Annotated in this window: 17 protein-coding genes; 6 read left to right on the top strand and 11 right to left on the bottom strand. The window is 70.4% G+C overall.

All coding sequences use genetic code 11. From position 1 onward, the window contains the following. Positions 1-9 precede the first annotated feature (9 nt). From AB0B61_RS04320 to AB0B61_RS04310, 3 genes are read right to left on the bottom strand one after another with little or no spacing between them, the layout of a single operon-like run. Positions 10-774: an amino acid ABC transporter ATP-binding protein gene (locus AB0B61_RS04320; protein WP_358427796.1), complete on the bottom strand. Its 765-nt coding sequence runs from the start codon at positions 772-774 to the stop codon at positions 10-12. Continuing rightward, entirely contained in the window at positions 771-1,622 is an 852-nt protein-coding gene (locus tag AB0B61_RS04315; protein ID WP_358427793.1) for an amino acid ABC transporter permease, read from the bottom strand. Before AB0B61_RS04315 ends, AB0B61_RS04320 begins: the two co-directional genes overlap by 4 nt. Beyond that, entirely contained in the window at positions 1,619-2,506 is an 888-nt protein-coding gene (locus tag AB0B61_RS04310; protein ID WP_358427790.1) for an ABC transporter substrate-binding protein, read from the bottom strand. Before AB0B61_RS04310 ends, AB0B61_RS04315 begins: the two co-directional genes overlap by 4 nt. Positions 2,507-2,737: 231 nt before the next feature. Between AB0B61_RS04310 and AB0B61_RS04305 the strand changes: the two genes are divergently transcribed. After that, entirely contained in the window at positions 2,738-3,664 is a 927-nt protein-coding gene (locus tag AB0B61_RS04305; RefSeq protein ID WP_358427787.1) for a LysR family transcriptional regulator, read from the top strand. Between the two features lie 37 nt (positions 3,665-3,701). Here AB0B61_RS04305 and AB0B61_RS04300 read toward each other — a convergent pair whose 3' ends face one another. Continuing rightward, positions 3,702-4,037: a hypothetical protein gene (locus tag AB0B61_RS04300; RefSeq protein WP_358427784.1), complete on the bottom strand. Its 336-nt coding sequence runs from the start codon at positions 4,035-4,037 to the stop codon at positions 3,702-3,704. Positions 4,038-4,076: 39 nt separating this feature from the next. Further along, positions 4,077-4,331: an ADP-ribosylglycohydrolase family protein gene (locus AB0B61_RS04295; protein ID WP_358427781.1), complete on the bottom strand. Its 255-nt coding sequence runs from the start codon at positions 4,329-4,331 to the stop codon at positions 4,077-4,079. Between the two features lie 148 nt (positions 4,332-4,479). On the opposite strand from AB0B61_RS04295, the gene AB0B61_RS04290 reads away from it, so the two are divergent. After that, positions 4,480-4,911 (top strand): calmodulin-binding protein, encoded by a 432-nt coding sequence (locus tag AB0B61_RS04290; protein ID WP_358427779.1) that lies wholly within the window; start codon positions 4,480-4,482, stop codon positions 4,909-4,911. Between the two features lie 204 nt (positions 4,912-5,115). On the opposite strand, the gene AB0B61_RS04285 is transcribed toward AB0B61_RS04290, so the two are convergent. The 4 genes from AB0B61_RS04285 to AB0B61_RS04270 form a co-directional block, all read right to left on the bottom strand. Beyond that, positions 5,116-5,460, bottom strand: coding sequence for a DUF4352 domain-containing protein (locus tag AB0B61_RS04285; protein ID WP_358427776.1), 345 nt, complete (start codon positions 5,458-5,460; stop codon positions 5,116-5,118). Between the two features lie 303 nt (positions 5,461-5,763). Then, positions 5,764-5,964 (bottom strand): ferredoxin, encoded by a 201-nt coding sequence (locus tag AB0B61_RS04280; protein WP_358427773.1) that lies wholly within the window; start codon positions 5,962-5,964, stop codon positions 5,764-5,766. Between the two features lie 29 nt (positions 5,965-5,993). After that, positions 5,994-7,208 (bottom strand): cytochrome P450, encoded by a 1,215-nt coding sequence (locus tag AB0B61_RS04275; protein WP_358427770.1) that lies wholly within the window; start codon positions 7,206-7,208, stop codon positions 5,994-5,996. Positions 7,209-7,255: 47 nt separating this feature from the next. Continuing rightward, positions 7,256-8,491 (bottom strand): FAD-dependent oxidoreductase, encoded by a 1,236-nt coding sequence (locus AB0B61_RS04270; protein ID WP_358427765.1) that lies wholly within the window; start codon positions 8,489-8,491, stop codon positions 7,256-7,258. Between the two features lie 130 nt (positions 8,492-8,621). Between AB0B61_RS04270 and AB0B61_RS04265 the strand changes: the two genes are divergently transcribed. Continuing rightward, positions 8,622-9,248: a TetR/AcrR family transcriptional regulator gene (locus tag AB0B61_RS04265; protein ID WP_358427762.1), complete on the top strand. Its 627-nt coding sequence runs from the start codon at positions 8,622-8,624 to the stop codon at positions 9,246-9,248. 111 nt (positions 9,249-9,359) lie between these two features. Further along, on the top strand, positions 9,360-10,169 hold the full coding sequence (locus tag AB0B61_RS04260; RefSeq protein ID WP_358427759.1) for a glucose 1-dehydrogenase: 810 nt from the start codon (positions 9,360-9,362) through the stop codon (positions 10,167-10,169). 62 nt (positions 10,170-10,231) lie between these two features. Here AB0B61_RS04260 and AB0B61_RS04255 read toward each other — a convergent pair whose 3' ends face one another. Continuing rightward, positions 10,232-11,194, bottom strand: a complete 963-nt coding sequence (locus AB0B61_RS04255; RefSeq protein WP_358427756.1) for an ankyrin repeat domain-containing protein — start codon at positions 11,192-11,194, stop codon at positions 10,232-10,234. Between the two features lie 140 nt (positions 11,195-11,334). Beyond that, complete coding sequence (locus AB0B61_RS04250; RefSeq protein WP_358427753.1) at positions 11,335-12,405, bottom strand: FAD-dependent oxidoreductase; 1,071 nt, start codon at positions 12,403-12,405, stop codon at positions 11,335-11,337. 259 nt (positions 12,406-12,664) lie between these two features. On the opposite strand from AB0B61_RS04250, the gene AB0B61_RS04245 reads away from it, so the two are divergent. Together AB0B61_RS04245 and AB0B61_RS04240 are read left to right on the top strand one after the other, a co-directional pair. After that, positions 12,665-17,368, top strand: coding sequence for an amino acid adenylation domain-containing protein (locus AB0B61_RS04245; RefSeq protein WP_358427750.1), 4,704 nt, complete (start codon positions 12,665-12,667; stop codon positions 17,366-17,368). Beyond that, positions 17,365-26,919 (top strand): amino acid adenylation domain-containing protein, encoded by a 9,555-nt coding sequence (locus tag AB0B61_RS04240; protein WP_358427748.1) that lies wholly within the window; start codon positions 17,365-17,367, stop codon positions 26,917-26,919. Before AB0B61_RS04245 ends, AB0B61_RS04240 begins: the two co-directional genes overlap by 4 nt. Positions 26,920-26,961 lie beyond the last annotated feature (42 nt).

Raw genomic sequence — 26,961 nt, 5'->3', positions numbered from 1 at the left:
TCTTCGGGTTCAGAGGACCTTGCTGAGGAATGCCCGGGTGCGCTCGTGCCGGGGCTCGCCGAGCACGGCGCCGGGTGGCCCGGATTCGACGACGACCCCGTCGTCCATGAAGACGATGGTGTCGCACACCTCGCGGGCGAATCCCATCTCGTGGGTGACGATGATCATCGTCATGCCGTCCTCTTTCACCAGGTCGCGCATGACGTCCAGGACCTCGCCCACGAGCTCGGGGTCGAGGGCCGACGTGGGCTCGTCGAACAGCATGAGACCGGGCCGCATCGCCAGCGCGCGGGCGATGGCGACGCGCTGCTGCTGGCCGCCGGACAGCTGGTCGGGGCGGCTGTTCGCCTTGTCGGCCAGTCCCACTCTGGTCAGCAGGGCGTGGGCGCGCTCGCGTACCTCGGCCTTCGGCTCCTTCTTGACCATGATCGGCGCCGTCATGATGTTCTCGAGCGCGGTCATGTGCGGGAAGAGGTTGAAGCGCTGGAAGACCATCCCGATGTCCACCCGCTGGGCGGCGATCGCCTTGTCGGGCAGCTCGTAGACCTTTCCCTCACGCTCCTCGTAGCCGATCAGGCGCTCGCGGAAGTAGAGGCGGCCGGCGTCGATGCGTTCGAGGTGGTTGACGCAGCGCAGGAAGGTGGACTTGCCGGACCCCGAGGGGCCGATCACGGCCAGCACCTCTCCCTCCGCGACCTCCAGGTCGATGCCTTTGAGCACGTCGACCGTTCCGTAACGCTTGTACACGCCTTCCGCGCGGATGAGGGTCTTCATCTGCTGAACTTTCGTTCGATGTAGTGCTGCCCGGCGTTCAGGACGGTCGTGGCCACCAGGTACCAGAAGCAGGCCACCGTGAGCAGGGCGACCTGCTGGAAGTTCCTGGAGTAGATGCCCTGGATCGAGGTCAGGAGCTCCGGTACGGCGATGGCGAAGACGAGGGAGGTGGTCTTGAGCATGGAGACCACCTGGTTGCCCGTCGGCGGGATGATGACCCGCATGGCCTGCGGAAGAATGATCTTGCGCAGGGTCTGGAAGCGGGTCAGCCCCAGAGCGTGGGCCGCCTCCGTCTGACCGGGGTCGACGGAGGTGATGCCGGCCCGGACGATCTCCCCCATGTAGGCGGCCTCGTGCAGGCCTAGGCCCAGCACCGCCGCGGTGAGCTGGGTGATGATCATGTTGGTGTCGAACTCGACGAACGTCGGTCCCCAGGGCACGCCGAGCCCGATCGTCGGCACCACCGCGGACAGGAAGTACCAGAACAACAGCTGCACCAGCAGGGGCACGCCGCGGAAGATCCAGATGTAGAACCCGCTCAGCGCCGACAGCAAGGGGTTGGGCGACATGCGCAGCACCGCGAGGACGATGCCGCCCGCGACGCCGACGACCATGGCGAGCACCGTGAGCAGCAGCGTGGTGCCGAGCCCGGTCAGTACCGCGGGGGAGAAGAGATACTCCCCGACCACCTTCCACTCCATGCGCGGGTTGGCCACCCACCCCTGGAGCAGGAAGATCGCCAGGAAGCCGAGGACGCCCGCGCCCACCCAACGCCCCGGATGACGGAGCGGGACGGCCTGGATCCGCGTCCGCGCATCCGGGCCCGCCGTCTGCCGGGTCGTGGTCACGACTCGCCGCCGTTGATCACCGCTTTGTCGAGGGCGCCCGACGCCATCTCCCACTTGGCGAGGATCTTGGCGTAGGAGCCGTTGTCCATCAGCTTCTGCAGTGCCTGCTGTACGGCCTTGGACAGGTTCTGGTCCTCTTTGTTGACGAGGATCCCGTACGGGAGGAAGCGGTAAGGCTGGCCCACCTGCTTCATCCGGCCGCTGGACTGGGCGGCCTGGTAGGTGATGGTGGGGGTGCCGCCGATGAAGGCGTTGGCCCGGCCGGTGGAGACGGCCTGCAGACAGCCCGCCGTGTCGGGGAACACCAGCACCTTGACCGCCGGCTTGCCCGCTCCCGTGCACTTCGTGTTCTGCTGCTCGGCGTCGTCGGCCTGGGCGGTGCCCTGCTCGACGGCGGCCGTCTTCCCGCAGAGGTCTTCGAGGGACTTGATCGCCTGAGCGTCCTTCTCCTGGACCAGAAGCGAGCTGCTGGTCTTGAAGTAGTCGACGAAGGTGACCTTCTCGCGGCGTTCCGGCTTGTCGAGCATCGCCTGGACGGCCAGGTCATAGCGGCGGGCCTGCACGCCGGCGATGAGGCTGTCGAAGCTGGCCTGGTTGAAGGTGACTTCGACGCCGAGTACCTGGCCGATGGCCTTCATCAGCTCGGGTTCGAGGCCGATGACCGTCTTGTTGTCGGTGTCGAGGTAGACCAGGGGCGGGTAGTTGTGACCCGCCGCGATGTTGAGCGTGCCACTCTTCTTGATCTTGTCGGGCAGAAGCTCGTGGAGCTCCTGATTCTTCTGCTGCGCTGGCGCGGCCGCCTGGGACGTGCCGCTTCCAGAGCAAGCTGTCAGGGACAGGAGTCCCACCAGGCCGAATGCGGCGGCTGTTCGGGTGAACCGCATGGAGCAGGACACCCCCTCTCAGGCGTAGTACGACGTTCCGTAAACACCAATATTGGGGGTCCGTTTGGAAACGACAAGGTGAGCGAGCATACGCATTGGTGCACAGGCTGTTCAGTCGTGCTTATCCTTTTACCCGGCTCCACCAGCCAGCCGACGCATGCGGTCGGTCGCACCGGCCCATGTTGGGTCGCGCTCTGGTGATGCTAGTCGCCGGACTGTTAAGTTGGCCCGATGCTTACCCCGGGCCAGTTGCAGGCCATCCGTGAAGTGGTCGCCACCGGTTCGCTCAGGACTGCCGCCAAACGCCTCGGATTCACCCCGTCGGCCATCTCGCAGCAGGTCTCCTCGCTGGAGCGGAGTCTGGGGGTCCAGCTGTTCGAGCGCCTGCCGCGCAGCATCCGGCCCACCGCGGCGGGGGCCGAGCTGGCCCGCAAGGCCGCCAGGTTGCTGGCCGATCTCGAGGCGGCGGAGGAGGAGATGCGCTCCTTCGCCGCCGCCCACCGGGGCAGACTGCGGCTCGGCAGCTTCTGGTCGGCCGGATTCCGGCTGGCGCCCGCCGTACTGGCCGAGTTCCTCCGCGACCACCCCAACGTGGACATCCGCTACGAGGAAGGCGATCCGCACCGGACCATTCCCGCCGTGAACGAGGGGCGGCTCGACCTGGCGGTGGTCTTCGAGTACGGCATGGTGCCGCACAGCTGGCCGAAGGACCTGAACATGACGTTGATCATGGAGGAGCCGCTGTACGTGCTCGTGCCGACCGGTCATCGGCTGGCCGCCCGCAAGCGCATCCAGTTCGGCGAGCTGTCGGCCGAACGCTGGATCTCCTACACCGAGGGGATGGACGCCTCGCTCAACCTGTCGCACATCTGCGCGGCCAGCGGCTTCGACCCCGACGTGCTGTTCCGGACCAACGACTACAACCTGCCCTTCGAGCTCGTACGCAAGGGGCTGGGGGTGGCGATCGTGCCGGAGCTGGCGATGATCGAGTCGCACGACGTGTGCGTGTTCCGGCTCGGCGACACCTCCCACATTCGCCGGGTCTTCACCGTGTGCCGCGCCACCGACCCGAACCCGCTGCTCAGCCACGCGACGAGCATGCTGATCAGCGCCGCCGAATCCCTGCACCGGCGGACGGATCTACCCGTCGCCGTATGAGCCGGGCCGCTTTGTGCAACCGCCCTCACGTGCCGCTTCAGCCGACGAATCTCTTCGCGACGTCCCGCGCCCATTGCGCGGCCTTGGCCGCATCGTCGCCCGAGACGGGTGCGCCGGGCATCCGGCTCAGGCGCTCCACCTGCTCGGCGTAGCGCAGGTGCTCCTGGTGAGCGTGCTCGCGGCAGGGGAGGCAGGTGACGCTCTCCGGGCGCGGCGAGGTCATCGCATAGGGCACCTGGAGCCCGCAACCGGTGGTGACGACACTCGGCGCGTCGGGCGCGCCGCCCAGCGTCGACACGATCACATTGCGGAAGGCGGCACCGGCCTGCATCACCTTCTGCTCGACGTGGATGTGCGGATCGGCCTGGCTCATCTGCGTTCGCGCCTCCGTCCGAGTCGTCCGGGGATCAGACTAATGCGTGGACTCGCGTGGGGCGCCTGACCAGTGCGGCAGTGGTTCGCAGCTGCTTCTCCACTGTGGCGGCAGTTGAGTGCTTTCGGCGGCTGCGATGATCCCGCCGACGATGGCGCACGTGGTGTCGACGTCCCCGCCGGCCGCCGCCGTGGTCCACATGGCCGTTTCGAAGTCGTGGCGTTCGCGAGCCGCCACCCAGAGGGTGAACGGGACCGTGTCGTGCGCGCTGGCCTGCCGGCCGTTGCCGAGCATCCGGGCGAGAAGGGGCGCCTCAGGGAAGCCTGGGTGCAGGCGGTGACTGCGTTATCACCGTGACGTTAGGGGCCGTTCTCATCCTCGCGTGATTACTTAGCGTATGTGACAGCAACTCAAAGTAATCACGCGTAGTGAAAGGGTCTCCATGCGCCGCATCCTGACCAAGATCCTCACGGTTGGCACCACCATCGCGACAATCGGTGTCGTCGCCCCTGCACCCGCCCAGGCGGCCGACTCGGCCTACTTCGTGATGACCGACGTCACCCGCGCGGAGTTCGTCGTCAAACTCACCGACCCCGGCAAGATCCAGCACGCCCGCGACCTGCTCAGCGGCGCCACCACGAGCGAACCACACGTCATCGGACGCATCGACAAGAGACCCGCTCCCTACAACTGGCGCTGGAGTTACCATCTGAGGCCCGAAACGGTCGACTTCTTCGACTTCGCCATCGAGGTCTGCGACGCGACCATCCCGTACGTCGAGGATCACCTGGACGAGGCCGGCGGGCCGTTCCTGCCGGGCCTTGTCTGGTGCCCCTGGAGTTCCCAGCTCGTGCGCGAAATCCCGGCGCCATAGCCCCGGACGTCATCTGTCATCGCGGCCCCCGAGACAACCGCTCCGGGGGCCGCCCCATCCGCTGACACGATCTCCACGGCGAGCAGGCAGCGTGAAGTGAAAAGAATGAGCATCCTTCAAAGCCGACGGGCTCGATTGACTACGTGATAATCGAGATGGCCGAGCTCGGTGCCGGTGTGACGACGGTCGATCCGGTGCCGATCGTCAGGCCGGGGACGCCAGCTCACTGTCCTTGACCTCCAGGTTCTGGCTGATAGTGGCGTCGGAGTCGACCTTGTACTGCTTGCTGCCGCTATCCAGGATGCCCGAGTCGGTGCCATCGAACGCGGCAGGGCTGTTGCCGGTGTTTTTCACCAGGACCCGCACGACCACGTAGGAACCCTGGGCCTTATGGCTGTCGATCGAGCTGCTCACGGTCTGCTCGCGGCTGACGGACAGGACCTTCAAAGAGAACGGCGGCTCCTTGGCGACGGCGCCCAGCGCGAGGGGTTTGGGCGCCTGGCTCTGCGACGGATCGGGTTTGGCCGTGCCATCGCAGAGCGATTCCATCCCCGTATAGACCCCCGGTGCGATGCGCCTACGAGATCGTAATGGCACGATCCAACAAGCAAAAGGCTTGCGCCGTATTTTGCTGATGGTCAGCCATCGGAGTCGGCGGGAATGAAGCGCCTGCCGCTGGAGTTCATAGCCGCGACTCGCCGAGGCGTCGAATGGACGACAGGACTTCGCGAATTGCGCCATTCCGTTGAACGCCCCCGGATCTCATTCCGGGGACGTTCATGTGAGGGTTACTGCATCCCCGACATTCCATCGCGTAATGCACAGTTGCGGGGAGTATGGAGCGTTTCGTGCTTACGCCTGCTCGGTTACCTCGATGGCGGCGCCGGGGCAGACGGCGGCGGCCTCGCGGACCGCGCTGTGCTGGTCGGCCGCGGGCTCGGGTTCGAGCAGGATGACGATGCCGTCCTCGTCGCGCTGGTCGAACACCTCCGGCGCGATCAGCACGCACTGGCCGGCTCCGCAGCACTTGTCCTCGTCCACGATGACTTTCATCTCAGCATTCCCCTCCTTGTCGATCAGGATCACCAGCGGACCGGCACCGTACGCAGGCCGCCGACCGCCAGTCCTTCCACGCGCTCCAGCTCCTCCACCGGCACCGCCAGCTCCAGCGTGGGGAGCTTGCGCAGCAGCACCTCCAGGACGACCTGCAGCTCGGTACGGGCCAGCGCCTGGCCGAGGCAGGAGTGCGCGCCGGAGCCGAAGGCCAGGTGGGCGTTGGGGCTGCGGGTCAGGTCCATCTGGTCGGCGGCCTCGAAGGCGCTCTCGTCCCGGTTGGCGGCGGCCATGCTGCAGATCACGGTGGTGCCCTTGGGCAGTACGGTGCCGCTGACCTCGGTCTCCTCCTTGAGGTAGCGCGGCAGGCCGAACCCGGAGTTGGCGTCGAGGCGCAGCGTCTCCTCCACCGTGGAGCGGATCAGCGAGGGCTCGGCCAGCAGGCGCTCCCATCGGGAGCGGTCGGCCAGCAGCATGGAGACCATCTTGCCGATCATGTTCGCGGTGGTCTCGTGGCCGGCGACCAGCAGTGCCATGCCGGTGACGAGGATCTGGATCTCGGACAGCCCGCCGTCCTCGGGGCCGCCGGCCGCGATCAGCTCGCTCAGCAGGTCGTCGCCCGGCTCGGTGCGCTTGGCGGCGAGGTGGTCGGACATGTACTGGAAGAACTCGGCCTGGGCGGCCTCGATCTCGTCCTTGCCGTAGCGGGTGAGGTTGAGCAGCGTGTCGGACCAGTACGAGAACCGGTCCCGGTCCTCGGCGGGCACACCGAGCATGTCGCAGATGACGTACACCGGCAGCGGGAAGCCCAGGCCCGCCCTGAGGTCGCCGGGGGCGCCGCGCTCGACCATGTCGTCGATCAGGCTCTCGGCGATTCGCGCCATCTGGGGCCGCAGGGCGTTCATGCGCTTGGCGGTGAACCACTTGCCGACCAGGCGCCGCCAGTGCAGGTGCTCCTCCCCGCTGTCGGGGATGATCGCCGCCATGTCGCTGTTGAACAGCCCGCCGTCGTCGGTGGCCGACAGCCGGGCCGCGTCGGGGGCGTTCAGCAGCCGGGTGAAGCGCGGGTCGGCCAGCACTTCCTTGACGTCGTCATAGCGGGTCAGCAGCGTCGCCTGGTCGCCGCTGGGCAGCTTCACGTGCGCCACCGGGCACTTGCCGCGTAGCTCGGCCCACTCCGCGGGCGGGTCCAGCGGCGCGTCGTTGGGGATCGGATAGCTCAGGACCTGCTCGTTGATGCTCATCGGGCATCTCCTCATGGACGGTGATGGTCTACTGGTTGTGCGGGCTCTCACGCGGGCGTGAGTGGTGGGGTGGGCTGCCAGGTGCTCAAGAGCTGCTGCCGTAGGAGGCGGGCCTGCTTGGGCATGTTCCAGCCGAGTACGCCGGTGACCTGGCCGCCCTCGCGATAGACGGCGGCGAAACGGTGCTGCTCGGGGTCGCCCTCGGCGATGGTGACCTCGGCCGCCGGTGCGGGCAGGCCGTGGGCCTGGATCTTGATGTCGTACTGGTCGGTCCAGAAGTACGGGATCGGCGTGTACGGACGGTCGGCGCCGAGGAGGTTGGCCGCCACCACCTGGGCCTGCTCGGTGGCGTTGGTACGGTTCTCCAGCCGGAGGCGCCTGCCGAGCCCGGCGTGTTCGAAGGAGGCCACGTCGCCGACGGCGTACACGCCCTCGGCGGCGCGGCAGCGCGCGTCGCACTCCACCCCGTCGCCCAAGGTGAGGCCACTGCCGCTCAGCCAGCCGGTCGCCGGGCGGGACCCGATGGCCACCACGACCGCGTCGGCGGGCAGCAACTCGCCGGTGACCAGCCGCACACCGGTGACCCGGCCGCCGGTGCCGGGCGGTTCGGCGACCGCGGCCCCGAGCTGGTCGTCGGTGCCGGTCAGTTCGGCGACCGCGACTCCGAGTCGCAGCTGTACCCCGCGCTCGGTGTGGGTGCGGGCGAGCAGGCCGCCGACCATGTCGCCGAGCTGCTCGCGCAGCAGCGTCCGCCCCATGCCGACCAGGGTGACCTCCAGGCCCATGGCGCGGGCGGTGGCGGCGAGCTCGGCACCCAGTACGCCCTCACCGACGACCACGAGCCGGGTGCCGGCGGTCAGGCGGGCGCGCAGCGTGAGCGCGTCGTCCAGGCCGCGCAGCACGTGTACGCCCGCCAGCCCGTCCTGCCCAGGCAGCCGGTACGGCGTCAGACCGGTGGCCACGACCACGGCGTCAGCCCGCAGCACGCGGCCGGAGGCAGTGGTGACGGTCCGCTCCGCCGCGTCCAGCGCGACGGCGGGCTCGCCCCGGATGAACTCGGCGGCCAGGGCGTCGAGCTGGGGCGCGCTACGAAGTTGGGCACGGGCCGGCTCCCAGGCGCCGGCCAGGACCTGCTTCGACAGTGGCGGCCGATCGTAGGGGAGGTGGGGCTCGGCGTCCACCAGGGTCAGCCGGCCCTCGTGGCCGAGCCGCCGCAGCGCCTCCGCGGTGCTGAGGCCGGCGGCCGAGGCGCCGACGATCAGTACGTGTCCGCGCGAGGTCACGAGGCGCTGCCCGGTGCGAAGGCGAGGGCCTGGGGTGCATTTATGCACATAGGTCGAGATCCCTTCGTCGTCCCGGTCACACATTAGCCTACAGCTGCAAGGAAACTTGCACCTGTAGGCGTTCGATAGGATGGCGACTGTGGACACCGCCAGAGAGAGCAAGGCCTCATCAGGTGACCGGCGCGTGCGCCGTACCCGGACAGCGCTGGCACGCGCGCTGATCCAGCTGGTCGAGGAGCAGGACCTGTCCCGGATCAGCGTCTCCGACGTCGCCGAAGGCGCCGGCGTGAGCCGCTCGGCCTTCTACGACCATTACCGGGACGTCCACGAGCTGGCCGAGGACGCCTGCACCGCGATGATCGACGGCTTGATCGAGTCCTTGCCCGCTCCCGAGCTCGATTCGCCGGACCTGGTGCGGGAGGCGATCCGGTCGCTGGCGGCGTTCTTCGCCAGTCTCGCCGAGCACGCGGGGCTGTATCGCGCGCTGCTGGGGCTGGAGGGCAGCGCGCGCGTCGTCGGCCACATCCGCCACCGCATGGCCACGGTCATCCAAGAACACCTGGTCGCGGCCGACGCCGGGCAGTGGCCGGAGCTCGTTCCGCATGAGGTCACGGCCGCGTTCACCGCCGGGGCGCTCCTCGGCGTGGCCGTCGACTGGCTCGAGGGCGGATGTGCCCGGACCCCCGCCGAGATGGCCGAGGTGATCTGGCCGCTCTTGAACGCGCACTACCGCATCAACGAGGGCGGGAGGAGATGAGGTCGACGGACCCGTCGGCCTCTTAACCACTCAGGTCGTACGAGACGGACTCGTCGGCCTCTGGACCGCTCAGGTCTTACACGCGCACGTTTTCCCCCGAAGGAGAGCACCATGTCCACCGCTGATGTGTCGAGCAGGTCCCTGGCCGAGCTTGTTTCCTTGACGGGCCGCCGCGCGGTCGTGACCGGCGGCGGTCGCGGTCTGGGCAAGGCGATCGCCTCGCGCCTGGCCGAGGCGGGCGCCGACCTGCTGATCGGCGACATTGACGAAGAGCTCGCCGTGACCGCCGCCGAGCAGCTGGCGCGGCGCCACGGTGTACGGGTGATCGGCGCCGCCATGGACGTCACCGACGCCGCGTCCGTCGCCGCGTCGGCAGACCGCGCGGTCGCCGATCTCGGCGGCCTGGACATCTGGGTGAACAACGCCGGCATCTTCCCGGCCGTCCCCCTGCTGGAGATGACCGAGGAGACGTGGGACAAGGTGTTCGCGGTGAACGCGCGCGGCGTCTTCGTCGGCGCGCGTGAGGCGGCCCGGCGAATGGCGGCGGCGGGCACGGGCGGTGTCATCGTGAACATCGTCTCGACCGCCGGTTTCCGCGGCAGCGCGCCCGGCCTGGCCGCCTATGTCGGGTCGAAGCACGCCGCGCGCGGTGTCACGCGCGAGCTGGCCCTCGAACTCGCCCCGCTCGGCATCCGCGTGCTCGGGGTCGCCCCGAGCTTCGTCCCCACCGAAGGCAACATGATGGCCGCCGCGGCCGTGATGACCGACGACATCCCGCCGACCGACCTCATGCTGAACGGCCCGATCGGGCGGGTCGGCGTCCCTGACGACATCGCGCGCGTCGTCCTGTTCTGCGCGTCGGACCTGTCGACCTTCATGACGGGCAGCACGCTGCTCGCCGACGGCGGCGACACCGCCTGAGCCACTCCGCTACTACGCGGACACCTGTACCGCCCTCGTCGAACGCGACGGCCCGCGCTCGGTCAGTGCCAGTAGTCCCGTTCGGGCAGCCGCAGGTGCGTGTCCGGATCGGTGATCGCGCGGGCGCTGGTCGGGCGCAGGCCCGCGCCGGCGAAGCAGTAGGCCGCGGCTTGACCCACGTACAGGTATTTGAGCAGGATCTCCTCGGCCGAGTCATCGCCGGACACGTCGCCGCCGCCCGGGTGGGTGTCCCAGTCCACGACCTCGCCGTCGCGGTAGACGCTGCCCTGGTTGCCGCTCTTGGGGTTGGCGTACATGCCGTAGGCGACCGTGCCCGCCGACAGCACCCGCATGACGACGGGAGCCGAGGCCATGTAGCCCCATTGCTGGCTGACGAGGCAGCCGCCGGGTATGTCGGAGAAGCCGATGAACCGCATGGCCTCGTCCTCGAACGGGTCTTCCATGACCTCTGCCAGCTCCTCCTCGTCGGCGGGTGTGGCGGCTAAGCGCTGTGCCGCCTCGGCGGCGCTGATGCCGCGTACACACGCCAGGCTGTAACCGTCGTACCCGATGTCGCCGACCGCGCCGATCAGGCGGTCGGCCTCCGTCACGGCGGCGGTCTCGGCCTCGGTCAGCCTGGCATGACCCGGCGGGAACGGGAAGAACAGGCCAGGCGTGGGGCCCGCCAGGCTGAGCCGGCCGGGCGACCAGCCGGCCATCATGGGCCGCCATGGGTCCGCTCCGGCGGCGACCAGGGCGAGGGCGTTCTCGTGCCGGTCGCTGAAGACCGCGCCCCAGAGCGCGGTGCGGCCCTCGCACTCCGCGTCGATGTCATCGACCCGGCCGGCCAGCACGGCGACCACCTCCGGCGAACCGCGTTCCGCCGCGGCGTGCAGCGGCCGCTCGAAGGGGTGGGCCCCTTCGTTCGGGTCGGCACCCGCGTCGAGCCTGGCGCGGACCAGAGCGAGGTCCGCCCAGGAGCCCCACCTGAAACCTGACCATCCTGCGGTCTCCGTTGTGGTCATGACAGCCCCTTCGAGATCACGTACGTGGACACGAGCGGGGCCATCATGACGGAGGGCAAGGACAATTTCGGCGCGTCAGCCGGACGTGCCGAACGGCTGGTCGGCACGTCCAGAGCGGTGTCGCACCGGGGAAGCGATCGTCACCGTCCCGGCCAGTACGGGCTGAGCAGGTCGAACTGGTTCGGCAGGCCGAGCAGGTAGCGTGCGTCGTCGGTGTCGTAGAGCAGCTTGAACTCGCGTGGCAGATAGAGGCTGAAGAGCCGGGCCCGGGACGCGGAGGAGCCGGCGGCGTCGAGGATCCCGTTGGCCGCCATGCGCCCGGCCTCGCCGGTGATCGCCGGATCCACGAACCAGGACCGTACGATCGAGTCGGGCAGCAGCGCCGCGCCACCGGGCAGGGCCGCGCGGACCTGGGCCAGGACCTCCTGGACGATCTCCGGCCGGGTGCACTGCCGGGCGGTCTTGCCGAACAGGACGCCGGGCGTGCTCCAGTCCGAGAGGTCGAGGGACAGGCAGTCGGTGACCGTGCCGTCCCCGTAGCTGGTCGCGAAGTCCCTGCTCCAGAACTGTGCCTGGCTGATCGAGGTGAGCGCCCAGGGCGTGCCCGCGTAGATGAGGTGGCCGTTGGCGATCGGGCGGGGCTCCTTGAGGTAGATCATGACCCCGTTCATCCAGTCCGTCTCCAGACGATCCAGCCGGGCCAGGGCGGGGTCGGCCGCCTTCATGGCGGAGGTCAGCAGGGGGCGCAGGCGCTCGACGGGGAGGGCGGCCACGTAGTGGTCGGCGGTGACGGTGCCGGCGGCCCCGCTGGGATCACTCACCCGCGCGCCGGTGATCCGGCCGCCGGAGTAGTCGAACCCGGTGGTGCTCCAGCCGACCTTGAACTGCACGCCGAGGCTGGTGAGGTAGCCGATCCAGGGGGTGAGCCAGACATCGTTGGACGGACCGCTGAGCACCCGGTCGGGCGGACCGTACGGGCCGAGGCCGAGCCCGCTGTAGACCAGCGCCTCGAACATCAGGCCCATGGTGCGGGTGTTGGCCTTGTTCGGCTGGGCCGCGACCAGCGACGCGGTGAACAGCCTGGCCGGCAGATCCCGATACTCCTGCGACATGATGCTCGCCTTGATGAAGTCGGCGAAGCCCATGTTCTCCCACTGGCCGAGCCGTCGGCGCCGCCGGCGCTCACGGTGATCTGGTCGTTCACCCCCCACGGGAGCGTCGTACTTGAGGACTCCCGCGGTCGTGCGAGACGGTGCCCCTTCAGCACCCACACAGGAGGCGTTCCGGCGCGTTCCATCACCTGGCATGCGCGTCCCACGGGTCGACACGTCGCTGCTGGAGAAGCCGTCAACCGCGCCCTCGAACCCCGGCTCGGCCGCATGATCCAAAGGGGGTTGACATCAATCTGGTGACCAGGTCATCCTGTTCCGCGGCGTGCCCGGAAAGTCGCACAACTCAAAATCGGCAGGCATGACATTGGATGCACCACAATTAGCATCTGTTCTGCAGCTTTACCAAGAACGACTGTCCACAGCCCCAGTCAGGATCGCTGTTTCGGACGGTCAGGAACACCTCACCTACCGAGAGTTGGATCGCCTCGCGAACGGCATCGCCGCTCAGCTGCTTCGTCTCACGACGACCGGGCAGTCCTGGGTGGCCGTGCTCGCGGGCCGCTCGATCCGGCTGGTCGCGGGCCAGCTCGGTGCGCTGAAGGCGGGCCTCGCCTTCGCGCCGATCGACCCCGCCACGCCCGCCGAGCGGATCCACACCATGCTGGTGGGAGCCGCGGCCGTGGTCACGGCGCCGGAGTGGAGAGCTCTGGTGCCCGACGGCATCCCGGTGATCGACGCGCCCGCCCCGGGGGACGCGTTACCCCCGCCGCACATCGAGCCCGGCGATCTCGCCTTCGTCATCCACACCTCCGGCTCGACGGGGACTCCCAAGGGCGCGCTCGTTCCCCACCGCGCGCTGACCAACCTGATCAGCTGGTCGCACGAGACCTTCGGAACCGGCGGCCGGGCCCCGCTGCTCACCAGCCCCAACTTCGACGCGTCGGTCTGGGAGATCTGGCGGTGCCTGACCGCGGGCACCACGATCGTCATTCCCAGCGAGCGGACCAGGCTCTCCCTGCCCGCGTTGCGTGACTGGATCGTGGATCAGGAGCTGACCACCTGCTTCGCGCCAACCCCCATCGCGGAGGGACTGCTCGGCATGTCCTGGCCGGAGCGGACCAAGCTGGCGACGCTGAGCACCGGCGGCGACCGGCTCACCACGTATCCAAGACCTGAGCTGCCCTTCCGGCTGTTCAACGTCTACGGCCCGGCGGAATGCTGCGTCATGGCGATCGTCGGCGAGGTGCCGGTCTCCGCCGGCCAGAGCCGTCCGCCCACGCTCGGCTCGCCACTGCCCGGCATCACCGTCCACCTGCTTGACGAGGCGATGCGGCCGGTCGAGGAGGGCGAGATCTACCTCGGCGGCGTGTGCGTCGGCCTGGGCTACCTCGACCGGCCCGACCTCACGGCCGAGCGCTTCGTCCACGACCAGGACGGGCGGCTCCTCTACCGCACCGGAGACCTGGGCCGCCGTGACCAGGCCGGCCGGTTCGAGTTCCTGGCTCGCGCGGACGACCAGGTCAAGATCCGCGGCAACCGGGTGGAGCTCGGCGAGATCGAGACCGTGCTCGGCCGGCACCAAGGGCTCCGGGCCGCCACCACTGCCGTCCGCGGTCACGACCTGGTCGCCTATCTCGTGGGCACGGCGACCGAGCAGGAGGTGCGCGGCCACCTGCGCAGGTTCCTGCCCGACTACATGATCCCCACCGCCTGGGTCTTCCTGGACGAGCTCCCGCTGACCCGTAACGGCAAGGTGGATCGCGCCGCGCTGCCCGACCCGGTCCGCGAGCGCCGCTTCATCACGCCGCCCAGCACTCCCACCGAGGAGTTGCTCGCCGAGATCTGGCAGGACGTCCTCGACGCTGGGCCGATCGGCGCCGACGACGACTTCCTGGCGCTGGGCGGCCAGTCGCTGCTGGCGATGCGCATCGCCGCCCGCGCCTGCGAAAGGCTGGACAGGCCGGTCGAGCCACGGATGCTCTTCGAACACACCACGCTCGCCGCGCTGGCCCGCGCGATCGACGGCCTGCCGCGGTCGGCGGCGCCGACCGCCGCCGAGGCCGGGCTCACGCCCGCGCAGCGCCGGCTCTGGTACATCGACCAGGTGGCGCCCGGCCCGCAGTACAACGTGCCCATCCTGTACGCCCTGGACGGCCCCCTCGACACCGGCCGCCTGGAGAACGCGATCAACGAGATCGTGCGCCGGCATCCATCCCTGCGCACCCGTTACGAAGAGCACGACGGCGAGCCGGTGCCCATCGTCGTCGAGCCGGCCGATGGGCTCATCACGATGAAGGTCATGGACGCCACCCCGCGTGGCGCGGACGCGCTGGCCCAGCACGCCGCCCGTGACCCCTTCGACCTGCGGAACGGTCCTGTCCTGCGGGCGCTGCTGCTCCGGCTCGCCGACGACCGGCACCGGCTGCTGGTGACCGTGCACCACATCGCCTTCGACGGCTGGTCGGTCGGGGTCTTCCTGGACGAGCTGGCCCGGCTGTACGCGGGGGAGAGCCTGCCCGCGCCGGGCGGTCCGTACCGGCGCGGGCAGGGTCTCGACAGCCTGCCGTACTGGAGGAAGGCCCTGGAGTCCGCGCCCGAGCGGCTGGGGCTGCCCGCCGATCGCCCGGGGCCGACGGGGCCGCTCCGGCCCGGCGGCCGGGTCCGGGCCACGCTGCCGGACGGGCTGCTCGCCGAGGTGGAGTCGCTGGGCAGGAGCGCTGGGGCCAGCCCGTTCATGGTGCTGTTCGCGGCCTTCCAGGCGTTGCTGCACCGCTACAGCGGCCAGGACGACCTCGTGACGGGCGTGCCGTTCTCCGGCAGGGAGGCGCCGGGCGCGCACTCCATGATCGGCTTTTTCGTGGAGACGCTGCCGATCAGGACCGGCCTGGCGGACGACCCCTCCTTCGAGCGCCTGCTGGCACAGGTGCGGGCGACGGTCCTGGCCACGCCCACGGACGTGCCGCTGGAGGAGATCGTCCGGGAGCTCTGCCCCGATGGCCGGCCGCCCTTCGACGTGATGTTCGCGATGCAGGAGTCGCTGGACGTCAAGCGGGGCGACGGCGTGACCTTCCGGATGCTCGAGGAAGTGGAGAACGGCGGCGCCAAGGCCGACCTGGTGCTCTACGCCGAAGGGCGGGAGATGAGCCTGGAGTTCGCCGCCGACCTGTTCGAGCGCGCCACAGTGGAGCGCCTGCTGGGGCATTACCTGCGCGTCCTGGAGCAGGTGGTGGCCGACCCGGCGGCGCCGATCTCCACGCTGCTCGCCCGGCGGCACGAGCCCGCCGGTCGCGGCCCCGACCAGTGCCTGCACCGGCTCTTCGAACAGCAGGCGGACAGAACGCCCGACGCGGTCGCCGTCGAGTTCGACGGCGTCGCGCTCACCTACGACGAACTCGACCGGCGGGCCAACAGGCTGGCCCACCTGCTGCGCGGGCTGGGCGTGGGCCCGGAGGTGCCGGTCGGCCTGCACGTACGGCGCTCGCTCGACCTGCCCGTGGCGCTCCTCGGCATCCTGAAGTCCGGCGGCGCGTACGTACCGCTCGACCCCTCCTACCCCGAGGCACGCCTCACCCAGGTGCTCGGCCGGGTCGGCACCCCGGTCCTGGTGACGCACCAGGCCCTGGCCGGCGCACTGCCGCACGAGCGGCCCGTCCACGTCGACACCGACCTCGACGGTCAGCCCGAACACCGGCCGGACAGCGGCGTCACGCCCGACGACCTGGCCTACATCCTGTTCACCTCGGGCTCGACCGGCCAGCCCAAGGGTGTGGCGATGCCGCACCGCCCGGTCGCCAATCTCATGGCCTGGCACCGCGGTACCTACCGGAGCCTGCAGTTCACCGCGCTCGGCTTCGACGTCTCGGTACAGGAGATCTTCAGCACCTGGGCGTACGGCGGGACGCTGGTCATGGTCAGCGACGAGGTGCGGCGCGACTCGTCCGCCCTGCTCGACCACATCGCCAGGACCCGGGTGGAGCGGATCTTCCTGCCCTTCGTGGCGCTGCAGGCACTGGCCGGCGCCGGGATCGAGCCGCCCGCCACACTGCGCGAGGTGATCACCGCGGGGGAGCAGCTCCAGGTCACGCCGCAGCTGGAGCGGTTCATCAGGCCGTGGATGACGCTGCACAACCAGTACGGCCCCACCGAGGGCGCGATCATCGACATCGCCCACACACTCACCGGCCCTCCGGAGAGCTGGCCGCGGCTGCCGCCCATCGGCAGGCCGGTCACCGGGGTCCAGACGCCGATCCTGAACCGCCTGGGCCACGAGGCGCCCGACGGGGTCCCCGGTGAGCTGCACCTCGGCGGCGCCTGCCTGGCCAGGGGCTACTACGGACAGCCCGAGCTGACCCAGGAACGGTTCATCACCTGGCGGGACGGGCGCCGGCTCTATCGGACCGGGGACCTGGCCCGCCGTGACGAGGCGGGCCAGATCGAGTTCCTCGGGCGCGCGGACGACCAGGTCAAGATCCGCGGCTACCGGGTCGAGCCCGGCGAGATCGCCGCGGTGCTGGCCGGGCACCTTGCCGTCCGTGAGGCGTTCGTCATGGTCCGGGACGGCGCCTTGGTGGCCTACGTGGTCGCCGACGGCACCCCCGAGCTACGCCCGTACCTGGCCGAGCGGTTGCCCGAGTACATGGTGCCGAGCACATTCGTCGCGCTGGACTCCTTGCCGGTGAGCCCCGCGGGCAAGGTGGACCGGCAGGCCCTGCCGGAGCCCGGCCGGAGCGCGCGGGTCGTCACGGCCCCGGCCACCCCGGTGGAACAGGCCATCGCCGCCATCTGGCAGGAGGTGCTGGGCGGGCCGGTCGGGCGGCACGACAACCTGTTCGAGCTGGGCGGCAACTCGCTCAACGCCACCCAGATCACCTCCCGGATGCGCGAGGCGCTGGAGGTGCGGGTGCCGTTGCGGACGCTCTTCGCCCACCCGACCGTCGCCGAGCTGGGCGTGCGGCTCACCTCGCCGGACGTGGAGGCGGCCGCGGAGCTCTATCTGATGGTCGTCGCGTATTCGGACGAAGAGGCCGAGGCCCTGCTGCGCTCGATGGAAGGTGATCAATGAGCCTGTCAGCCCAGCAGCGCCAGCTCCTGGACGCGTTACGCAAGAAGAAGCAGCAGACTGAGCGGTCCAGGCCCGATCGGCTGCCGATGTCCTTCACCCAGCTGCGCGCCTGGTACCTGGACAAGATGGCGCCGGGCGCCGCGCACTACCTGATACCGCTCGCCTTCCGCGTCGAAGGCCCGCTCGATCGCGAAGCGCTGCACCGCGCGCTGAACGCCCTGGTGGCCAGGCACGAGAGCCTGCGCACCACGTTCGCCATGGACGAGGACGGCCCGTACCAGATCGTGGCCGACTCGCTCACGGTCGACCTGGCGGACGTCGAAGACGGCACGCCGATGGACCTGACCACCGGCCCGCTCATCCGCGCCCACCTCGTGCGCGAGGGCGCGGAGCAGCACGTCCTGCATCTCCTGCTGCACCACATCGTCGCCGACGCGTGGTCGCTGGACGTGCTGCGCCGGGAGCTGAGCGCGCTCTACAACGGCCAGGAGCCGCCCGCGCTGTCGCGGCAGTACCCCGACTACGCGATCTGGCAGCGGGAGCAGGACTACAGCGGGGATCTGGCCTACTGGCGCGAGAGGCTGACGGGCGCGCCGCCGTTCACCGAATTACGGACGGACCTGCCGCGGCCGGCCGTCCAGACGTACGCGGGCGCCGAGCTGCCCTTCTCCCTCCACCTACCGCGCGAGGAGTTCACGGCCTACTGCCGCGGTCTGGGCGCCACGCCGTACATGGTGCTGTTCGCGGCCTACCTGGTGGTGCTCTCGCGCCGCTCCGGCCGGCTGGACCTGGTGGTGGGCACGCCCATCGCCAACCGGGACCGGATCGAGTACGAGGGCCTGATCGGGTTCTTCACCAACACCCTGGCCATCCGCGCCGACCTGTCGGGCGAGCCGTCGTTCGCCGAGGTGGTCGAGCGGGTCAAGGAGGCGGTGCTCGACGCCCACGACCATCAGGGGATGCCGTTCGAGCGGCTGGTGGAGGAGCTCAACCCGGAGCGCCGCCTGGACCGTAGCCCGGTGTTCCAGACGATGTTCAGCATGCTGCCCGAGGCCACGGCGGAGTTGGAGTTGGCCGGCCTGACGGTCACCTCCGTCGAGATCCCCGAGCACACGGCCAAGTTCGACCTGACCGTGAGCGTCCGCGAGACGCTGGACGGGCTCGTGGAGTACAACACGGACCTGTTCCACGCCGGCACGATCCGCGCTTTGGTCGCCGACCTCCAGCAGGTGCTGGCCGGGGCGATGAGCGGGGACGAGCCGCCGAGGGAGACGTCGGCGGAGCTGCCACGCCGCGAGATCTCCCAGCTCGTCACCCAGGCCTGGCGCGAGGCACTCGGCACCGACGCCTTCGGCCCCGACACCAACTTCTTCGAGGTAGGCGGTCATTCGCTGCTGGTGCTCAAGGTGCACGAACGATTACGCAAGCGGTTCAGCCTGACGGTCACCGACCTGTTCAGGTACCCGACGATCGCCTCGCTGACCGCCTACCTGAGCGCCGACGGCCCGGCACCGGCGGCGGTCTCGACCACCGCGCCCGCCGCCGACGGCGCGCTCGCCATCGTCGGCATGGCCTGCCGCTTCCCCGGCGCCACGGGGCCAGAGGAGTTCTGGGCGGCGATCCGCGACGGCGTGGAAGCCGTCCAGGATTTCACCGACGAGGAACTGCTCGCCGACGGCGAGGACCCTGACCGGCTGGCGGACCCCGCCTACGTCAGGTCGGGTACCGTCCTGGACGGCATCGACCTGTTCGACGCCACGCTGTTCGAGTTCACCCCGCGCGAGGCCGAGATCCTCGACCCGCAGCAGCGGCTGTTCCTGGAGAGCGCCTGGGAGGCGCTGGAGGACGCGGGCTGCGACCCCGCCCGCCACCCGGGGCAGATCGGCGTCTTCGCCGGCTCGGCGATGAGCAGCTACCTCATCGAGAACCTGCTGGCCGCGCCCGACGTGCTCAAAGCGGTCGGCGACTACCAGGTCATGCTCGGCAACGACAAGGACTCCCTGCCCACCCGCACCTCCTACAAGCTCGACCTGCGCGGGCCGAGCATCAGCGTCAACACCGCCTGCTCCACCTCGCTCGTCGCGCTCCACCTGGCCAGGCAGAGCCTGATCGCGGGGGACTGCGACGTCGCGCTGGCCGGTGCGGTGCGGGTCAACGCCTGGACCCGCCGCGGCTACGTCTACCAGAGCGGCGGGATCGGGTCGCCGGACGGCCACTGCCGTCCCTTCGACGCCGAGGCCCGGGGCACGATCGGCGCCGGCGGCGTGGGCGTCGTCGTGCTCAAGCGGCTGGAAGACGCCATCGCCGCCGGCGACACCATCCACGCCGTCGTACGCGGCTCCGCGGTCAACAACGACGGCACCAGGAAGGTCGGCTACACCGCGCCGGCCGTGGACGGCCAGGCCGAGGTCATCACCGCGGCGCTCGCCTCGGCCGGCGTCGACCCCGGCACGATCGGCTACATCGAGGCGCACGGCACCGGCACCGCGCTCGGCGATCCCATCGAGGTCGCGGCGCTCTCCCAGGTCTTCACCGGGGATCGGCGGATCGCCCTGGGCTCGATCAAGTCCAACATCGGCCACGCCGACGCCGCCGCCGGGATGGCCGGGCTGATCAAGACCGTCCTGGCGCTCAAGCACCGCACGCTGCCGCCCACGGTCAACTTCGCGACGCCCAACCCGCGCATCGACTTCAGCTCGTTCTACGTGCCCACCGCCAGCGCGGAGTGGCCGCAGGAGGCGGGGCCGCGCCGGGCGGGCGTCAGCGCCTTCGGGATGGGCGGCACCAACGCCCACGTCGTGCTGGAGGAAGCACCCGCGCGGCTCCCCGCCCCCCAGCCCTTCGCCCCACGGGCGATCGGCCCGCACCTGCTCATCCTGTCGGCGGCCAGCGGCTCGGCGCTGGGGGAGACGGCCACGCGGCTCCGCGACCACCTGCGCGCGCGTCCGAACACGGACCTGGGCGACGTCGCCGGCACGCTCCGGTACGGGCGCCGTCAGCTGCGGCACCGCGGCATCCTGATCGCCGAGGACCGCCGGTCGGCGCTGGACGCCGAGCTCGTCACGGGCGAGTCACGCCCACGTGAGGTCGCCTTCGTCTTCCCCGGCCAGGGCGCGCAGCGCCGGGGGATGGGCGCGGGACTGTACCGATCGGAGCGGGTCTTCCGCGCCACCGTCGACTCCTGCTCCGGCATCCTTGAGCCGTACCTCGGCCTCGACCTGCGCCAGGTCCTGTACGGCGAGGCCGGCGACCTCGACCAGACCTGGCTCACCCAGCCCGCGCTCTTCGTCACGGAGTACGCCTTCGCCCGCGCGCTGATCGAGCACGGTGTCCGCCCGGCGATGATGGCCGGGCACAGCATCGGCGAGTACGTCGCCGCCTGCCTGGCCGGGGTCTTCACCCTGGAGGACGCCCTGCGCCTGGTCGCCGCGCGCGGCCGCCTGGTGCAGAGCCTGCCTCCCGGCTCGATGCTGGCCGTGCCGCTGCCCGAGCCCGAGGTGGGTGACCTGCTCGGCGCGGACGTCTCGCTGGCGGCGGTCAACACCCCCGACATGTGCGTCCTGGCCGGGCCGGAGCGGGCCATCGCGGAGGTGGAGCGGCGGCTGGAACGGCAGGGTGTCGCCTGCCGCACGCTGCGCACCTCCCACGCCTTCCACTCCGCCATGCTGGACCCGGTGCTCGACGCCTTCGCCGCCGAGATCGCCTCGGTGCAGTTGAGCACTCCGGAGCTGCCGTACCTGTCCAACGTCACCGGCGGCTGGGCCTCCGGCGCCGAGACCAAGGACCCCGCCTACTGGGTGCGCCATCTGCGGGAGACCGTGCGGTTCGCCGACTGCGCCCGCGCCCTCGTGGCGGCCGACGCCGCCGTCGTGGAGGCGGGGCCGGGCCGTACCCTGACCACCCTGGTACGCCGACAGGGCGGCCAGGCGACGGTCGCCACCGTCGCCCTCACCGAGCCGGAGAGCGGGCGGACCGCCCTGCTGGAGGCCGTCGGGCGGCTGTGGGTGAACGGCGCCGACGTCGACTGGACGGCGTTCGGGCCATCGGGCAGGCGGGTGCCGCTGCCCACGTATCCGTTCGAGCGGCGCCGCTACTGGATCGGGCCGCGTACCCGGCGCTTCGAGGTCGCGGCCGCGCCGGTGGCGGAGGCGGTCCAGGAGCTCGACGTGGTCGCCGCCGTCTGGCGGGACGTGCTCGGCCTCGCGCCCACCAGCCCGCAGGACGACTTCTTCGACCTGGGCGGCGACTCCCTCGTGGCCACCCAGCTCGCCTCCCGTCTCGGCCTGCCCATCGAGGCGGTCTTCGACCACCCCACGCTGGACGGCCAGCGGGCGCTCGTCGCCTCGGCGGCCGCCCGCGAAGCGATCCCGGCCGTCGCCTCGGCGGACCACCGAAAGGTCCTTGCCTCGGCGGGCCGACCTGAGGTGACGCCGGTCGCCGTCTCGGCGGGTCTTCGTGAGATGATCCCGGTCGGCGAGGAGCCCGCGCCCGTCTCGTTCATTCAGCGGCGCATGTGGTTCATCGACCAGGTGCACGGCTCGGCCGCCTACGCCGTGGCCACGGCGCTGGACCTGCGCGGCGAGCTGGATGTGGCGCGGCTGCACGGCGCCCTGGGCGAGCTGGTGCGGCGGCACGAGTCGCTGCGGACCGTCTTCCGCGCCCCGGACGGCGAGCCGATGCCGGTGGTGCTCCCCGCGGGGGAGACGCCGCTGCCCATCGAGGACTGCGACGACGCCGAACGGGCGCTCACCGAGGCCGCGACCGAGTCGTTCGACCTGGCGCACGGGCCCCTGTTCCGCGCCCGGCTGCTGCGGCTCGCCCCGGATCACCACGTCCTGTCGCTCAACTTCCACCACATCGTCGTGGACGGCTGGACGATCACCTTGCTGAGGAGCGAGCTGGTCGCGCTGTACAACGGCGAGACGCTGCCCGAGCCGCAGGTCAGATACCGCGACTACGCGCGCCGGCAGCGGGCGCAGGCCGTCGATCTCGGCTTCTGGAAGGAGCGGCTGCGCGGCATCCCGCACAGCCTGGACCTGCCCACGGACCGGCCGCGCCCGCCGATGCAGACCTTCGAGGGGGCGGTCGCCACCCACGTGCTGCCCGCGGACCTGGCCCAAGGGCTGCGGAAGCTGAGCCAGGAGCGCGGCGCCACGCTCTACATGGCGCTGCTGACCGCGCTCCACACGCTGCTGTACCGCTACAGCGGCCAGGAGGACATCTGCGTCGGCTCGCCGGTGGCCGGGCGCACCCGCCCCGAGCTCGAAGGCATCGCGGGCTGCTTCATCAACACCCTGGTCATGCGGGCCCAGATGGACGGCGGCCTGCGCTACACCGAACTCCTGGCGCAGGTACGCGAGTACGCGCTGGGCGCCTACGCCCACCAGGACGTGCCGTTCGAGCGGCTGGTGGAGGAGCTCAACCCGCCCAGGGACCTGTCGCGCAACCCGCTGTTCCAGGTGCTGTTCAACCTGCTCAACCTGCCCAAGAGCGACCTGGACATGGCCGGGCTGGCCGTCGGGGAGCTGGCCGTGGAGGTCGGCACCGCACAGGTGGACCTGGTGCTCTACGTCAACGAGCAGGACGACGAGCTGGAGTGCCGGCTGGAGTACAACACCGCGCTCTACGACGCCGGGACCGTCCAGCGGCTGCTCCGGCACTACGAGGCCCTGCTGTCGGCGATCGTCGCGGCGCCCGAGACCACGCTGTCCGAGCTGGACTTCCTCACCGGTGAGGAGCTGGCCGAGCAGCTGGACAGCCAGGACGTCGAGGTGCCCGGCCTGTGCGTCCACGAGCTGGTGGAGGCCCAGGCCGATCAGACGCCCGACGCCGTGGCCGTCACCTTCGAGGGCGCCTCACTGACGTACCGGGAGCTGGACGGGCAGGCCAACCGGGTCGCCACGCGGCTGCGCGCGGCCGGGGTGGGGCCCGAGACGCTGGTGGGCGTCGCGATGGAGCGCTCGGCCACGATGCTGGTCTCCCTGCTCGGCGTGCTGAAGGCGGGCGGCGCGTACGTGCCGCTCGACCCGATGTACCCGCAGGACCGTCAGGACTACATCCTGGACCACTCCGGCATCGGCGTCCTGGTCACCGAGCGCGAGCTCGCCGGGCGCTACACCGGCTACCACGGGAAGCTCATCCTGGCCGATGGGGGCTTCGAGGGCGAGAGCCCGGAACGGCTGCCCGCCCTGGCCACCCAGGAGAACCCCTGCTACGTCCTGTACACCTCCGGCTCCACCGGACGGCCCAAGGGCGTGCGCGTCCAGCACTCCTCGGTGGTCAACTTCCTCACCTCCATGAGCCGCGAGCCCGGCCTGACCGGCCAGGACACGCTCCTGGCGGTCACGACGACCGCCTTCGACATCTCGGTGCTCGAGCTGTTCCTGCCGCTCACGGTCGGCGGCCACGTGGTGATCGCGAGCCGCGAGGCGGCCTACGATCCGCTGCGGCTGGCCGCCCTGCTGGACGGCGCGACGGTCATGCAGGCCACCCCGGCGACCTGGCGGCTGCTGCTGTCGGCGGGATGGGCGGGCAAGCCGGACCTGAAGGCCCTGTGCGGCGGCGAGGCGCTGCCCGCCGACCTGGCCGCCGACCTGCGCGGCCGGGTGGCCGAGCTGTGGAACCTGTACGGCCCGACCGAGACCACCATCTGGTCCACCCTCACCCGGGTCACCGACGGGCCGATCACCATCGGCCACCCGATCGCCAACACCCAGATCCACCTGCTCGACGCCGCGATGCAGCTGGTGCCCACCGGCGTGGTCGGCGAGCTCTACATCGGCGGGGCGGGCCTGGCCCGCGACTACCTCGGCCAGCCCGAACTGACCGCCGAACGCTTCATCACCTGGCGCGACGGGCGCCGGCTCTACCGGACCGGTGACCAGGCCCGCCGCCGGGCCGACGGCTCGATCGAGTTCCTCGGCCGGGCCGACGGCCAGGTGAAGGTCCGCGGCTACCGGATCGAGCTGGGCGAGATCGAGTCGCTGCTGCTGGCGCATCCCGCGGTCCGCGAGGGGGCCGTGGTGGTGCGTGGTTCGGACGATGACAAGAGCATCGCCGCCTACCTGGCCGCCGACTCCGAGCACGACTGGCGCGAATATCTGCGGCGCAAGCTGCCCGACTACATGATCCCCTCGGCGTTCGTGCTGCTGGACGCCCTGCCGCTCACCCCGAACGGCAAGGTGGACCGCAAGGCGCTGCCCGAGCCGGTCGCCCAGGCACGCGCTGAGGGTGCGGCGCCGCGGACACCGGCCGAGCTCAAGCTGGTCGAGCTCTGGACGGCGATCCTGGGCGTGACGGGGATCGGGATCGACGACGACTTCTTCGCGCTGGGCGGCGACTCCTTCAAGGCCGTACGCGCCGTACGGGACTCGGGGATCCAGGCGACCGTGCTGGACCTCTTCAAGAACCCCACCATCCGCACCTTCGCCACACTCAACGGATCATCCCGAAATATCGGGTTATTGCATGAACTGACGCCGCCACGATCCGCGGCCTCGCTGACCCTGGTCTGCGTGCCGTTCGCGGGCAGCGGCGCGATCACGTACCAGCCGCTGGCCTCGGCCCTGCCCGAGCACATCACCATGCTCGCGCTGCAGCCGCCGGGCCACGAGACCGGCAACCCCGGCGAGCCCGTGCTGCCCTTCCACGAGCTCGTCGAGGGCTGCGTCAAGGAGATCAAGGAGAAGGTCGACGGCCCCCTCGCCCTGTACGGCCACTGCATGGGCGGCGCGCTCACCGTCGAGCTGGCGCGCCGGCTGGAGGAGGAAGGCGTCGCGCTGGAGAAGGTGGTCATCGGCGGGCACCTGCCCGCGCCCCGCCTGCCGGGCAAGACCTTCGCCTGGTTCCGCAAGGTCTTTCCGATGGAGAAGTGGACCTCCAAGCGGCAGGCGCTGGAGTTCCTGCGGGCCATGGGCTTCTTCACCGAAGCGCTGAACCCCGCCGAGCGCGACTTCATCATGGGCGTCTTCCTCCATGACACCCAGGAGGGCGAGGACTACTACACCGAGCTCTACCAGGCGCCCATCAAGAAGCTGTCCGCACCGCTGGTCTGCGTGGTCGGCGAGAGCGACCGCGCCACCGAGCTGTACGAGGAGCGCTTCCGGGAGTGGGAGGCCTTCTCCGACGAGGTGTCGCTGGAGGTGATCCCCAAGGCCGGGCACTACTTCCAGAAGCATCAGGCGCCCGAGCTGGCCGAGATCCTCGATGCCGGGGACCGGTCACCGGCGCCGCTGCCGCCCCGCTACCAGCAGGCCAGTCTGAAGACGTTCTTCCTGGTGGCCTTCGGCCAGCTGGTGTCGCTGATCGGCACCGGGCTGACCACGTTCGGCCTGGGTCTGTGGGTCTACCAGCAGACCCAATCGATCTCGATGTTCGCCATCGTCTCGGTCATGGCGCTGCTGCCCGCCGTCGTGCTGGCGCCGGTCGCCGGAGCCGTGGCCGACCGCTGGAACCGCCGGCTCGTCATGATCACCGCCGACTCGGCGGCCGGGGTCTCCTCCGCCTCACTGGCCGCCCTGCTCTGGACGGGCGGGCTCCAGCTCTGGCACGTCTACCTCATCGTCGCCGTCGGCGCGGTGTCGACGGCCTTCCACCAGCCCGCCTACATGGCGGCCGTGGCCCAATTGGTGCCCAAACGCTATTACGGCAGAGCCAGCGGCCTGGCCCAGCTGGGGCAGGCGGCGGGGACCGTACTGGCGCCGCTGCTGGGCGGCGCGCTCGTGGCCGCCATCGGGCTGCACGGCATCGTCGTGATCGACCTGTCCACCTTCGCCTTCGCGGTCACCGTGACCCTGGCGGTCCGCTTCCCGAACACGCTGTTCAAGAAGCGGGAGGAGTCGTTCTGGCAGGAGATGACGGGCGGCTGGCGCTACATCACCCGCAGGCACGGGCTGCTGGCGATCATCCTGTTCACCTCCTTCCTGAACTTCCCCTTCGCCATGGTCGAGGTCCTGTCCACGCCGCTGCTGCTCAGCCTCACCGACACCCGCGGCCTGGGCATAGCGCTCTCGATGACCGGCGTCGGGCTCCTGGTGGGCAGCGTGATCATGACGGTGACCGGAGGCCTGGCCCGCCGCACGTACGGCATCCTCGGCTGCTTCATGGCCCTGGGCGTCTCCTTCGCCGTCATCGGGATCGCGCCGCACCCGGCGCTGCCCGCGATCGGGCTGTTCTTCGTCGGGCTGTTCACCGCGCTGCTGAACGCGCACTGGTTCGCCATCGTGCAGCAGAAGGTCGGGCTCGACCTGCAAGGCCGGGTCATCGCCACCAACCTGATGCTCGGCTGGGCCATGGTCCCGGTCGGGTTCCTGCTGGCCGGGCCGCTGGTCGAGCGGGTCTTCGACCCGATCGCGGGCGCCGCGCAGGGCAGAGGGATCGCGCTGCTCACCCTCGTCGCGGGCGCGGTGACCGTGCTGATCGGCCTGGCGGCCTACCGCTACCGGCCGGTCCGCTACCTGGAGGACGACCTGCCCGACGCGATCCCCGACGCGGTGGTCATCACCGACAAGGACCTGATCCAGCGGGCGGCCGACAAGCGGCTCGTCGCTTGAGCCCTGTCCCGGACGGGAAACGCACAACGCTTCCCGTCCGGG

The organism is Nonomuraea sp. NPDC049158 (assembly GCF_040648335.1).
In the GTDB taxonomy this organism is placed as follows: Bacteria; Actinomycetota; Actinomycetes; order Streptosporangiales; family Streptosporangiaceae; genus Nonomuraea.
Note: the sequence above shows the minus strand (reverse complement) of the source record. Positions and strands in the feature narration are given on the sequence as shown.

What these genes read in the sequence shown, in the direction of transcription:
- AB0B61_RS04320 (WP_358427796.1), bottom strand. Translation starts at nt 774, where the DNA reads ATGAAGACCCTCATCCGCGCGGAAGGCGTGTACAAGCGTTACGGAACG.
- AB0B61_RS04310 (WP_358427790.1), bottom strand. Translation starts at nt 2,506, where the DNA reads ATGCGGTTCACCCGAACAGCCGCCGCATTCGGCCTGGTGGGACTCCTG.
- AB0B61_RS04305 (WP_358427787.1), top strand. Translation starts at nt 2,738, where the DNA reads ATGCTTACCCCGGGCCAGTTGCAGGCCATCCGTGAAGTGGTCGCCACC.
- AB0B61_RS04300 (WP_358427784.1), bottom strand. Translation starts at nt 4,037, where the DNA reads ATGAGCCAGGCCGATCCGCACATCCACGTCGAGCAGAAGGTGATGCAG.
- AB0B61_RS04295 (WP_358427781.1), bottom strand. Translation starts at nt 4,331, where the DNA reads ATGCTCGGCAACGGCCGGCAGGCCAGCGCGCACGACACGGTCCCGTTC.
- AB0B61_RS04290 (WP_358427779.1), top strand. Translation starts at nt 4,480, where the DNA reads ATGCGCCGCATCCTGACCAAGATCCTCACGGTTGGCACCACCATCGCG.
- AB0B61_RS04285 (WP_358427776.1), bottom strand. Translation starts at nt 5,460, where the DNA reads ATGGAATCGCTCTGCGATGGCACGGCCAAACCCGATCCGTCGCAGAGC.
- AB0B61_RS04280 (WP_358427773.1), bottom strand. Translation starts at nt 5,964, where the DNA reads ATGAAAGTCATCGTGGACGAGGACAAGTGCTGCGGAGCCGGCCAGTGC.
- AB0B61_RS04275 (WP_358427770.1), bottom strand. Translation starts at nt 7,208, where the DNA reads ATGAGCATCAACGAGCAGGTCCTGAGCTATCCGATCCCCAACGACGCG.
- AB0B61_RS04265 (WP_358427762.1), top strand. Translation starts at nt 8,622, where the DNA reads ATGGCGACTGTGGACACCGCCAGAGAGAGCAAGGCCTCATCAGGTGAC.
- AB0B61_RS04260 (WP_358427759.1), top strand. Translation starts at nt 9,360, where the DNA reads ATGTCCACCGCTGATGTGTCGAGCAGGTCCCTGGCCGAGCTTGTTTCC.
- AB0B61_RS04255 (WP_358427756.1), bottom strand. Translation starts at nt 11,194, where the DNA reads ATGACCACAACGGAGACCGCAGGATGGTCAGGTTTCAGGTGGGGCTCC.
- AB0B61_RS04245 (WP_358427750.1), top strand. Translation starts at nt 12,665, where the DNA reads ATGACATTGGATGCACCACAATTAGCATCTGTTCTGCAGCTTTACCAA.
- AB0B61_RS04240 (WP_358427748.1), top strand. Translation starts at nt 17,365, where the DNA reads ATGAGCCTGTCAGCCCAGCAGCGCCAGCTCCTGGACGCGTTACGCAAG.